This is a genomic window from Subdoligranulum variabile, assembly GCF_025152575.1.
GTDB classification, from domain to species: Bacteria; Bacillota; Clostridia; order Oscillospirales; family Ruminococcaceae; genus Gemmiger; species Gemmiger variabilis.
In genome coordinates this window covers 3,030,855-3,043,573 of the sequence record NZ_CP102293.1, presented here as the reverse complement: position 1 = coordinate 3,043,573, position 12,719 = coordinate 3,030,855, and the positions used below count along the sequence as shown (strand labels likewise).

The following is a 12,719-nucleotide window of genomic DNA, read 5'->3' as shown; positions in this document are numbered from 1 at the left end:
CCCATTCAGTTCTGTAAAAAGTCATGGACCAATTCTGTGGCCCTCGCCAGGACATCCTCCTCATCCGTATACAACCACACCGCTTCGTTTTGATGCCGGAACCAGGTAAGCTGCCGCTTGGCGTACTGTCTGGTTGCCTGCTTAAGCCGCACTGTACATTCTTCCAACGACTGGGTTCCCTCAAAATAAGGGAAAAATTCTTTGTAGCCGATGGCCTGTGCTGCTGTCTGATACTGTCCTTTATGTTGCCAGACCATCTTGGCCTCCGGGAGAATGCCCTGTTCCAGCATTGTGTCTACGCGCTGATCAATTCTGCGGTAAAGCGTTCCACGGTCACGACAGGTCAGGCACAGGCAAAGAGAACGGTACGGCGGAATTTCCGGCCTGGAGCTCTGCTGCTGTTCACTCATTCTACGTCCGGTGATCTGAAAAAGTTCCAACGCCCGAATGATACGCGGCAAATTATGGGGATGTACTTTGGCAGCATATTCCGGGTCGATTTTCTTCAAACGGTCATATAGCTCCCCAGCGCCCTTTTCTTCAGCTTCCTGCTGCAATGTTTTTCGAATAGCAGGATCGGATCGTTCCGGGGCAAAGGTGATCCCGTTCAAGAGACTGGTGATATACAGTCCCGTGCCACCGACTACCAGAGGCAGATGCCCAAGAGCCGTAATCTGTGGAATCAGTTCGGTCGCTGCTTCCACAAAATCCGCAACGCTGTAAGACTCTTCTGGTGGCAGGAAGTCCAGCAGATGATGTTGAATTCCGGAGCGCTCTTCTTCTGTAGCTTTTGCCGTGCCGACCGACAATTCCCGGTATACCTGCATCGAGTCAGCATTGATGATCTCCCCGCCGAACCGTTTGGCTAACCCGACAGAAAGCGCCGTTTTCCCGGTGGCTGTGGGGCCCCCGATTGCCACAACGCGGGGACGATCAAACAAGGCGTCCAAACTGCTTTTCCAGCTCCTTCCGGGTAATCTTCAGTACACAGGGCCGTCCGTGCGGACAGAATGGCGGGATGGAACCATCCAGAATGTTCTGCGCCAGCACCAGCATTTCGGCATCGCTGGTACGATCCCCTGCTTTGATGGCCGCACGGCAGGCGATGGAATGCAGCACCCATTCGGTCTTTTCCCGCAGGGCATCCCGGCTTCCGTCCACAAAGCGAGATGCCAGCTCCACAACCATATCCTCCACGTCATCCACCTGCACATCCGCAGGCACTGCACGTACCATTACCGTAGAGCCGCCGAAATCTTCCACCTCCAGACCAGCATCATTCAGCATCTCCGAATTCTGCAACAAGGCCTGTTTTTCAGCTGCGGTCAGGTTGACCTGTACTGGCACCAGCAGCATCTGTGCGGGCACATTACCATAATCTTTCGCCAGCTTTTCAAACAAAATACGCTCATGAGCCGCATGTTTGTCGATAAGGCAAAGCTCTCCTTCGCGCTCGGTAATAATATAGGTTTTGAATACCTCACCTACAAGGCGAAGCGGTTGGACTGACGGCGGCGTCATCGTAATCTGCTGCGGTTCTTGCGTTTCCTGCGGCAGCGCACTCAATGCCTGCATCGTCTGCTGCTCCGGTTCCGGCTCCACCGGTGCCGGTTCTTTTTCCAAGGGGATTCCCATCGGAGTCGAAGACGTTTGTGAGACTGTACTTACAGGTGATGTTTTTTCTTCCGGTAAATCCGGCAGAATGTCGAGCACTTCCTCCTGCTGGGTTGTCGGACGGAAAGGTGCCTCCGAAGGCTTTGCCGGAGTCGTCTGATAATGCGGCGCCGGAGATTCCACCGATACAACAACGCCCGGCAACGGACGTGCCGGTACCGGTTCAGTCAACCGATTCAGCGCCCGGTATTCAGCCGCCGACAATGTTGTAAACCGGGATTTTTCCGGTACTTGCGGGTGTGCCGGCGTTCCCTGAGAAGACGGCTGCTTTGCAGGGACCTCCGCTTTTTGAGCAGATGTGTCATGCGACATTTCAAACCGACACTCCCCGCTTCCGGGGGTGGTCAGCGCTGTGCGAACCGCGCGATACACCGCGTCAAACACGTCACTTTCCCGAGCAAAGCGAATCTCCGTCTTGGCCGGATGCACATTAACATCCACCAGGTCGGCAGGCATTTCCAGCATCAGCACCGCCCCGGGAAATTTCCCCTGCATCATGGTGCCTTTGTAAGCGTTTTCCAGTGCCGCCATCATGGTACGGTTTTTTACATAACGCCCGTTCACAAAGAAATGCTGCGTCCCCCGACTGGCCCTACAGGCGCGCGGTGGGGTAATCAGTCCTGTGATGCGGTAGACACCATTGCCCCCGTCCACCGGCAGCAGGTCCCTCGCAAACTCTCTGCCCATTACTGCATATACGGCACTGCGCAATTCTCCATCGCCCGGCGTCATAAACTGCTGTTTGCCTTCACGAATAAAGCGAAAGCTGATCTCCGGATGAGATAAAGCGGCATGCAATACTGTCTCCGCCACATAAGTTCCCTCGCTGGCATCCTTTTTTAGGAACTTCATCCGAGCGGGTGTGTTATAGAACAGTTCATTGACTGTAATTGTCGTGCCGACCGGGCGTGCCCCCGGTTCCGTCCCTTGCGGTTCTCCGCCCGCAATGCGATAACAGCAGGCATACTCATCCTGTTCGGTACGGGTCAGAACTTCCACCTTGGCCACACTGGCAATAGAGGCAAGTGCCTCGCCGCGAAAGCCCAGCGTATGGATGTGATTGAGATCCTCGGCCGATGCAATTTTGCTGGTCGCATGGCGGATAAATGCCTTGTCGATATACTCCGCCTCGATACCGCTGCCGTTATCCACGATCTGCAGCTGTGCGATGCCTCCGCGAGTGGCCGACAGCGTAATCTGTGTCGCGCCTGCGTCAATGGCATTTTCCAGTAATTCCTTTGCAACCGATGCAGGACGCTCCACGACCTCTCCCGCCGCAATCAACTCTGCAGTGTGCTTGTCCAGTACGCGGATTTCCGCCATGCCATTCACCTGCCTTTAGTCTTTATCCAATACATTTTTCAGTTCATACAGAAAGTTCAGTGCTTCCAGCGGCGTCAGCGTCTCAATGTCCACGCTGTGCAGCTTGTCCACCACTTCGCTGGGGACCGACGGATTGTTGTAGGCTTCCACCGTTTCAAAATCCAGCTGCATCGTCTGGTTTCGTCCCGGTGCGCTGGCCTCCAGCTGGCGCAGCACGGCGTGAGCACGCTTGGTCACGCTGGAGGGAAGTCCCGCCAGCTTCGCCACCTCAATGCCATAACTGTCATCCGCAGGCCCCGCCACAATCCGGCGCAAGAAAGTAATGTCTTCCCCGCGTTTCTTGACAGCGATATTGTAGTTCTTCACGCCGTAGATATCCTGGTCCATGCTGGTGAGCTCGTGGTAGTGGGTGGCAAACAGTGTCTTGCATCCAATATTGTCGCAGATATACTCCACCACAGCCCGCGCAATACTCATACCATCAAAGGTAGAGGTTCCACGGCCAATCTCGTCCAGGATCACCAGGCTGTTTTTGCTGGCGTGGCGCAGGATTTCTGCCACCTCGGTCATTTCCACCATAAAAGTGGACTGTCCAGCAGCCAGGTCATCCGATGCGCCCACACGGGTAAAAATCGCATCCACCACACCGATGTGTGCGCTGGCGGCCGGCACAAAACAGCCGATTTGCGCCATCAGAGCAATCAGCGCGTTTTGACGCATGTAGGTAGATTTACCAGCCATATTGGGGCCGGTAATCAAAAGCATGCGGTTTTCGCCCTCATCCAGCAGAGTATCGTTGGGCACAAACAGTGTCCCTTTGAGCATCTGTTCGATAACCGGATGGCGGCCTTCCTTGATTTCGATAACGCCGCTCTGATCCACCACTGGCAGAACATAGTTATTTTGCAAAGCAACCTCTGCAAACCCGGCCAGAACGTCAAGTTGAGCAACAGCCAGGGCCGTGCGCTGAATGCGCACAATCTGAGCGGAAATTTCCGACAGAAGATCCGCAAACAGTTGATGCTCCAGCACCAAAAGCCGCTCATTCGCACCCAAAATTTTGTTTTCCAGTTCCTTGAGTTCCGGAGTAATGTAACGCTCACCGGTAGTCAGAGTCTGTTTGCGGGTAAAGCTGTCCGGCACCGAATCCGTATAGGAACGACTGACTTCAATATAATAGCCAAACACCTTGTTAAAGCCAATCTTCAGCTTAGGAATGCCCGTTTCCTCACGGAGCTTGGTTTCGAGATTGGCAAGATAGCCCTTGCCGCCATGCATGATGTCCCGCAGTTCATCCACTTCGCTGTTATAACCGGCACGGATGGCTCCCCCGTCTTTCAGCGTAGCCGGAGGATCATCCACCAGGGCTGTGGTAATCTTCTGCAGCAAATCATCCAGCGGATCGATCTGATCCGCCAACTGGGTCAGCAACGGTGCTCCGCAGGCGGACGCCTGTGTTTTGACCTCCGGCAGGCGGGCGCAGGTATCTCCCAGAGCCTTGACTTCACGGGGTGTTGCCGATCCATACAGGATGCGGGTCGTCAACCGTTCAATATCGAACACATGGGATAATGCCTCTTTCAGATCTGCGCGGGCAATATTGGCGGTATACAGTGCCTGAACCGCCGACAGCCGAGCATTGATGGCCTCCGCATCCACCAGCGGCTGTTCAATCCAGGAACGGAGCAATCGCTTGCCCATGGAGGTTTCTGTCTTGTCCAGCACCCAAAGCAGCGTACCACGCTTCTCGCGGCCACGCATCGTTTCTGTCAACTCCAGGTTGGCACGAGTCACCGGGGACAACCGCATGTACTGTGCATCGGCATAGTTATCAACCGTCTTGATGCGTTCAAGGCCATGCTTCTGCGTTTCCTGCAGGTAATTAAGGAGTGCTGCCACGGCATAAGGAACAAGCGCATCTTCGTCATACCCCAGGGTGGTCCGCCATTCGGGACCGAATTGCCCGGCCATGGTGGATTCCAAAAGGGCGTCCTTATAACAGGCCTCCTCCCGCAGTTCCACCAAGGCGCTGGTATGCTGCTTGATATAGCCCGTCACATCTTTGAAGTCCAGCATCGGCGGGCAGATCAGAATTTCACTGGGCATATAACGGCACAGTTCCGTAATGATTGCCCCGCCTATCTTCTCAGCGTTCAGTTCCGTGGCACGCGCTTCGCCTGTGGAGATATCTGCAAAACAGATTCCCGCACGCCAATGGCCTCGGCGGCGCTTACAGTAGATGCTGCACAGATAATTGTTCTTGTCTTCCGCCAGCATGCTGCTCTCGATGACCGTGCCCGGCGTGACCACGCGGATAATATCCCGTTTGACCAGACCCTTGGCCAGTGCCGGGTCCTCCATCTGCTCACAGATAGCTACTTTGTACCCCTTGGCGATAAGTCGGGCCACATAGGTTTCATAGGAGTGAAACGGCACCCCGCACATCGGGGCCCGCTCTTCTTTGCCGCAGTTTTTGCCGGTCAAGGTCAGTTCCAGTTCCCGCGAAGCTGTCAGGGCATCATCATAGAACATTTCATAGAAATCGCCGACACGATAGAATAGAATCTCGTTGGGATGTTGTTTCTTGATTTCAAAATACTGCTGCATCATGGGCGATACTGCTTGTTCGGCCATGTTTCACACTCCTGTTATCTCTCGAAAATCCTGAATGGGCACACTATTAATGGCAACCGCCGCAGGTAGCGCAGCTGCCGGTACAGCCCCCCTCCGGCTGCTGCACGGTCATGGGGTCACCACCGTTCATGGCCGTATTGATGATGGCATCAATATAGCTCACCATTGCCTCACACTCTGCCTTGGCCGCCGTATAACGCACCATGCCTTCGCTGGCCATGATCTGGGTGTACAGGTCATTGATGCGCTGATTCAATTCCGCCACGCGGGCAGCATCGGTTTCCGTTTTAGCGCTTTCATTGTTGAGATCCAGTCGCGCAAGGTTAAACTCACCAATCATACCCTGCAGTTCCTGGTCCGCGTCGTTGGCGCGGCGCGCCGCATCCAGTTCGAGGTAACGGGGATCGGTCTGCATCGCAGCAGCCGCTTTCTTAAACAAATCCATGCAATCCATTGTTGTATACTCCTTTGTAGATCATTTTTATTCATCAACCAGTTCACCGGTCAGAAGTGCGGCACGGGAACCCGTAAGATTCACCCGCGCCCACTGACCGATCAACATTTCCGGTGCGGGGAATTCCACCACCAGATTGTTGTCAAGGCGACCATTCACTGTGCCAGGTGTGCGACCGGCAGCCTCCACCAGGACCCGAACATTCTGCCCCGCCATCGAAGCGATGGCAGCAAAGGCAATCTCATCCTGCGTGCGAAGCAACCGTTCCATGCGGGCCGCTTTCTCGGCATGGGTGGTCGGATCCGGCATTTTGGCGGCCGGCGTGCCGTTGCGCTTGGAATAGATAAAGGTAAACAGCTGCATATATCCCACTTTGCGCACAAGTTCCAACGTCGCCTCGAAGTCTTCCTCGGTTTCTCCGGGGAATCCCACAATAATATCGCTGGAAAATGTCACGCCGGGTATTTTATTGCGGGCATAATCCACCAGATCCAGATATTGTTCCACCGTATAATGCCGGTTCATCTGCTGCAGAAGCCGATTGCTGCCGGATTGTACCGGCAGATGAATATGTTTGCACATATGCGGCTGCGCGGCAATGGTATCGATCAGTTTACGGCTGGCATCTTTCGGGTGGCTGGTCATGAAACGGATCTGGTAGTCTCCCGGCACGGCACAAAGCAGATTGAGCAGATCAGCAAAGTCGATGGGATTTCCCAGTCCCTTGCCGTAACTGTTGACATTCTGTCCCAGCAGAGTAATCTCTTTGTACCCCTTGGTAATCAAATCCCTGAATTCCGCCAGAATCGCATCCGGTTCCCGGCTGCGCTCACGTCCACGTACATAGGGTACTATGCAATAGGTGCAGAAATTGTCGCACCCATACATAATCGGCAGCCAGGCACGGAAGCCTGAGTCACGGCGGATCGGCATTTCCTCCACCACGGCATTGCGCTGTTCCGGTGTTTCCAAATACCGCTTGCCGCGGCGCAGACGCTCCGCCAGCATCGCTGGCAAGCGGTCAATTCCATCCACTCCGAAAACGAGGTCTACGTAAGGATAGCTCTGACGCAATTTTTCCACAATATGAGGCTGCTGAGCCATACAACCGCACACACCGATGATCAGCCGCGGATTCTGTTCTTTGAGCTTCTTCAGCGCACCAATATTCCCGAACACACGCTGTTCTGCATGCTCTCGAACAGCGCAGGTGTTGAACAGGATCAGATCCGCATCTTCCAGTGTATCACAGATACCGAAGCCGACGTCCTGTAATACACCGCGGATTTTCTCGCCATCGTTGACATTTTGCTGGCAGCCGTAGCTGCGCACAAACGCCAAAGGTGGTGTTTCGTAGTAAGCCGCCAGCATTTTGGCCGCTTCATCATTATGGGTATAAGTTAATTTTTCCAAAAGAATTCTCCTTAAGGGCGTACAAATCCAATATACCGTAATAGTATAGCAAATTACCCGCGAAAGTACAAGCGCTTGTTTTCTCTTTTTGTTCCGTACACGGTATCCTGTGGTCTGCATACAAAAGCAGAGGCGCCCGTCACGCGGGCGCCTTCTGTTCTTATTTTTCTTTTTGCTGCAGCTGACGTGCTCTCTCCAACATCGGCTTCAGATACTGTCCTGTAAAGGAGTTCGGATTTTCCGCCACCTCTTCCGGCGTGCCGGTAGCCACGATTCGACCTCCCCCGCTGCCGCCTTCCGGTCCCAGATCAATGATATAATCTGCGCGCTTGATTACGTCCAGATTGTGCTCAATGACAATAACCGTATTACCTGCATCTACCAACTTATCCAGTACCTTTACCAGGCGGTGTACATCTGCCACATGCAAGCCGGTTGTGGGTTCATCCAGAATATAGACCGTCTGGCCTGTTCCCCGACGTGCCAGCTCGTTAGCCAGCTTAACGCGCTGTGCCTCACCGCCCGACAGTGTGGTAGCTGCCTGGCCCAGCTGAATATAGCCAAGACCGACCTCCTGCAGCGTTTGCAGTTTACGGGCAATCTTGGGAATGTTGGCAAAGAAATTGCAGGCCTCCTCCACTGTCATGTCCAATACGTCGGAGATATTTTTATCCTTGTATTTTACTTCCAGTGTTTCACGGTTATAACGTTTTCCTTTGCAGACATCACACGGAACATAAATATCCGGCAAAAAATGCATCTCAATCTGCAGGATACCGCCGCCTTCGCAGGCCTCACAGCGGCCGCCCTTGACGTTGAAACTGAAACGGCCGGGACCGTAACCGCGCATCTTGGCGTCCTGCGTACTGGCAAACAGGGCACGGATATCGCCAAATACACCGGTGTAGGTTGCCGGATTGGAACGAGGTGTGCGGCCAATGGGCGATTGATCAATGCCAATCACTTTATCCACCCATTCCATGCCCTGCACTTCTTCGCACTGACCGGGCCGGCTGCGGGCGCCGTTCAGTGCTGCGGCCAACGTCTTATACAGGATCTCATTGATCAATGTGGATTTGCCGGAACCGGAGACACCGGTTACGCAAATCATCTTGCCAAGCGGGAAATCCACCGTAATGTTCTGCAGATTGTTCTCATGCGCTTTGACAACCCGAAGAAATTTCCCATTGCCTTCCCGCCGTGTTTCCGGAACTTCCACAAACTTGCGGCCCGACAGATAGGCGCCGGTCACGCTGCGTTTGACCTTGCAGATGTCCGACACACTGCCCGCTGCCACAATCTCACCGCCGTGGACACCCGCACCCGGTCCCACATCCACGATATAGTCCGCCTGACGCATAGTATCTTCATCGTGTTCTACGACTATCAACGTATTTCCCAGGTCGCGCAGACGTTTCATGGTAGCAATCAGTTTGTCGTTGTCGCGCTGGTGTAGCCCGATACTCGGCTCATCCAGCACGTACAACACGCCGGTCAAAGCGCTGCCGATCTGTGTCGCCAGCCGGATACGCTGGCTCTCGCCGCCCGAAAGAGAAGCAGCTCCACGGGACAATGTCAGATATCCCAGACCTACGCTTTCCAGGAATCCCAGTCGTTCTTTGACTTCCTTGAAAATTGGTGCGCCAATCATCTCGTCCCGTTCACTGACTTTGGCATTTCTGATGAATTCCAGTTCCTCACTGACGCTCTTATCGCAGAAATCCGCGATGTTGATGCCGCCCACCGTAACCGCCAGACTGGTCGGCTTCAGCCGACGACCATGACATGCCGGACATTCCTCGCTGGACATGACGAGCGCGATTTCTTCCTTGACCCACTCGCTGCTCGTCTCCCGGAATCGGCGTTCCAGATTGGGAATGATGCCCTCAAACTGGTTGTAGTAAGTGCCGGAGCCAAACATGCTCTCCCGCTGCATCTCGATGCGTTCCTCTCCGGTTCCGTAGAGCAACGCGTGCAGTGCCTCCTCGCTGAAATCCTTGATGGGCGTATCCAGTGTGAAGCCATACCGCTTGCCAAGGGCAACATAGGTCATCTCCGAGATGGAGCCTTCCGCGTAGTACCAGCCACTGGCCTTGATAGCACTTTCCCGGATGGACTTGCGCTTATCTGGAATGACCCGGGCCGGGTCCACCTTCATGAAGGTCCCCAAACCCGTACATTTTTCGCAGGCGCCAAAAGGATTGTTGAAGCTGAACATCCGGGGCGTCAGTTCTTCCACCGAAATGCCATGTTCCGGACAGGCATAGCTCTGACTGAACATCATCGGCTCCCCGCCGATTACATCGACCAGTACCAGACCGCCGGTCTGCGCCAGGGCCGTCTCAATGGAGTCCGCCAGGCGCCCGCGAACCGTGTCATTGATGACAAGACGGTCCACCACAATCTCGACCGTATGCTTGATATTCTTTTCCAGACTGATCTCTTCGCCGAGATCATACATGTTTCCGTCAATCCGGACACGCGCAAAGCCCGCACGCCGTGCGGCCTCCAGTTCCTTGGCTTGGGTGCCCTTGCGTCCACGAACCACCGGTGCCAGTACCTGGAAGCGGGTTCGCTCCGGCAATTTCATAACCTCATCCACCATCTCATCGATGGATTGCTGAGTGATTTCCCGGCCGCAGATCGGGCAATGCGGTACGCCAATCCGTGCATACATCAGACGCAGATAGTCGTAAATTTCCGTGACCGTGCCTACGGTAGACCGGGGGTTATGGCTGGTGGTCTTCTGATCAATGGAGATAGCCGGGGAAAGTCCCGTGATTTCATCCACATCCGGCTTTTCCATCTGGCCTAAAAACTGCCGCGCATAGCTGGAAAGGCTCTCCATATACCGGCGCTGGCCGTCGGCAAAAATAGTGTCAAAAGCCAGGCTGGACTTACCAGAACCCGACAGCCCTGTCATCACAATCAACTTATTGCGCGGCAGCACCAGATCCACGTTTTTCAAATTGTGTTCCCGGGCACCTTTGATAACAATCCGGTTATTGGGATCGATCTGAATTTTGGATTTTCGTTTGGTTTCTTTCGGTGCAGTATTCAATTTTTATATTTCCTCCTGCCCTTTCGCGTCTTGGCCGCAGCTTTTCGTTCGCTGGTGTCCGCCGCCGTCGGGTCTTCCCCGCGTTCCAACCGTGCAATCTCATCGCGCAGCTGTGCTGCCAGCTCGAACTGCAGCAACCTTGCGGCCTCTTTCATTTCCTTGGTCATACGTTCAATGGTCTGTTGGCGTTCTGCACGGCTCATACGGTGCTGGCGCATCCGCTTGTTTTCCTCGCTCATGCTGATTTCCAGCCCGTCGCCAATCGCTTTCACAATGGTTTTCGGCGTAATACCATGCTCCTGATTGTAGGCGTCCTGGATGGCACGGCGTCGCTCCGTCTCCATAATGGCGCGCTCCATGCTGGGCGTGACTTCATCGGCATACATGAGTACCACACCATTCGCATTGCGGGCCGCACGGCCGATCGTCTGAATCAGACTCGTCTCACTACGAAGGAAGCCTTCCTTGTCGGCATCAAGAATCGCAATCAGGGAAACTTCCGGCAAATCCAGCCCTTCACGGAGCAGGTTGATGCCTACAATCACATCGATTGCTCCTACGCGCAGATCCTTAATGATCTCCATCCGCTCAAAGGTATCCACTTCATGGTGCATATATTTGGTCTTGACACCATGCTCCTCCAGATAATCCGTCAGATCTTCCGCCATCTTGACTGTCAGCGTAGTGACCAATGCTCGCTCCCCACGGTCGATGCGTTGCCGGATTTCTCCCAGCAAGTCCTCAATCTGTCCTTCCACCGGTCGCACCATAATCAACGGGTCCAGCAGGCCCGTGGGGCGGATCACCTGCTCCGCCACCCTGCTGGAATGCTGCCGTTCATATTCGCCCGGGGTCGCCGAAACAAAAATTTTCTGGTGAACCTTTTTTTCAAATTCTTCAAAGCGAAGCGGTCGGTTATCAAAGGCAGACGGCAAACGGAATCCGTACTCCACCAGTGTCTTTTTACGACTGTAGTCCCCACCATACATGCCACGAATCTGCGGAAGCATAACATGACTTTCGTCTACCATGAGCAAAAAGTCGTCTGGGAAATAGTCCAGCAAGGTGGTAGGCGTAGAACCCGGCGCACGACCAGACAACACAGCCGAGTAATTTTCAATGCCTTTGCACATCCCTACTTCCTGCAACATTTCCATATCATAATTGGTTCGCTGCTGAATGCGCTGCGCTTCCAGTAATTTTCCTTCTTCGGTAAACTTTTTGACCTGCTCTTCCATCTCCAGCGCAATCTTGGCCAGGCCCTCTTTCATCTTTTCCGGACCAACGATGTAATGGCTGGCCGGGAAGATTGCCACGTGACGCACCACGTTCTTGTGTTGTCCCGTCAACGGATCAAACTCAATAATACGGTCGATTTCGTCCCCGAAAAACTCTACCCGAATGGCATATTCGTCGTTGTAGGCCAGATGGATATCCACCGTATCGCCTTTGACTCGAAACTTATTGCGGATAAAGTTCATGTCATTGCGCTCATACTGCAGCTTCACAAGCCGGTTGCACAGCTCATCCCGCTCCATCTGCATGCCAGGACGCAGACTGATCACCATACTGCGGTAGTCGATAGGATCACCCAGCGAATAAATACAGGAAACACTGGCCACGATGATCACATTGCGCTGTTCAGACAAGGCCGCTGTGGCAGAATGGCGCAGCCGATCAATCTCATCATTGATAGCGCTGTCCTTTTCGATATACGTATCCGTGGAAGGAATATACGCTTCCGGCTGGTAATAGTCATAGTAGGAAACAAAATATTCCACCGCGTCATCCGGGAAAAAGCTGCGCATCTCAGTACAGATTTGGCTCGCCAATGTTTTATTGGGCTCCAGAATCAGCGTCGGACGGTTGCATCGAGCAATGATATTGGCCATCGTAAACGTTTTGCCGGAACCGGTCACGCCCAACAGCGTCTGAGCATCATCGCCCTCCTCAATGCCTTGTACCAGCGCTTCGATTGCCTGGGGTTGGTCACCGGTTGGCTGAAAAGGCGCTTTCAGATGGAAAACTTCATCCATGACGTACCTCGCTTACATTAACAACGTTTTGTTGTAAACAGATTATAGCATAGGCATTTTTATAAGTAAAGACCCACACCTACATTTTGTGTAGCATACGGTAAAAAATGCACCCTGCTGCCTT

Annotated in this window: 7 protein-coding genes; all 7 read right to left on the bottom strand. The window is 53.8% G+C overall.

Going from position 1 to position 12,719, the window contains the following annotated elements; all coding sequences use genetic code 11:
- Nucleotides 1-5: 5 nt before the first annotated feature.
- Nucleotides 6-950 (bottom strand): tRNA (adenosine(37)-N6)-dimethylallyltransferase MiaA, encoded by a 945-nt coding sequence (gene miaA / locus NQ490_RS14315; RefSeq protein ID WP_007046465.1) that lies wholly within the window; start codon nucleotides 948-950, stop codon nucleotides 6-8.
- On the bottom strand, nucleotides 934-2,997 hold the full coding sequence (mutL, locus tag NQ490_RS14310) for a DNA mismatch repair endonuclease MutL (protein ID WP_007046466.1): 2,064 nt from the start codon (nucleotides 2,995-2,997) through the stop codon (nucleotides 934-936). The genes miaA and mutL overlap by 17 nt, the downstream gene beginning before the upstream one ends.
- A gap of 15 nt (nucleotides 2,998-3,012) precedes the next feature.
- Nucleotides 3,013-5,631 carry a DNA mismatch repair protein MutS gene (gene mutS / locus NQ490_RS14305; RefSeq protein ID WP_007046467.1) on the bottom strand — a complete coding sequence of 873 codons (2,619 nt, stop codon included), beginning with the start codon at nucleotides 5,629-5,631 and terminating at the stop codon, nucleotides 3,013-3,015.
- A gap of 46 nt (nucleotides 5,632-5,677) precedes the next feature.
- Nucleotides 5,678-6,085, bottom strand: a complete 408-nt coding sequence (locus NQ490_RS14300) for a YlbF family regulator (protein WP_007046468.1) — start codon at nucleotides 6,083-6,085, stop codon at nucleotides 5,678-5,680.
- Nucleotides 6,086-6,112: 27 nt separating this feature from the next.
- Complete coding sequence (gene miaB, locus NQ490_RS14295; protein WP_040917591.1) at nucleotides 6,113-7,498, bottom strand: tRNA (N6-isopentenyl adenosine(37)-C2)-methylthiotransferase MiaB; 1,386 nt, start codon at nucleotides 7,496-7,498, stop codon at nucleotides 6,113-6,115.
- 160 nt (nucleotides 7,499-7,658) lie between these two features.
- Nucleotides 7,659-10,559, bottom strand: coding sequence for an excinuclease ABC subunit UvrA (gene uvrA / locus NQ490_RS14290; protein WP_007046470.1), 2,901 nt, complete (start codon nucleotides 10,557-10,559; stop codon nucleotides 7,659-7,661).
- Complete coding sequence (uvrB, locus tag NQ490_RS14285) at nucleotides 10,556-12,595, bottom strand: excinuclease ABC subunit UvrB (RefSeq protein WP_007046471.1); 2,040 nt, start codon at nucleotides 12,593-12,595, stop codon at nucleotides 10,556-10,558. Before uvrB ends, uvrA begins: the two co-directional genes overlap by 4 nt.
- Nucleotides 12,596-12,719: the final 124 nt, after the last annotated feature.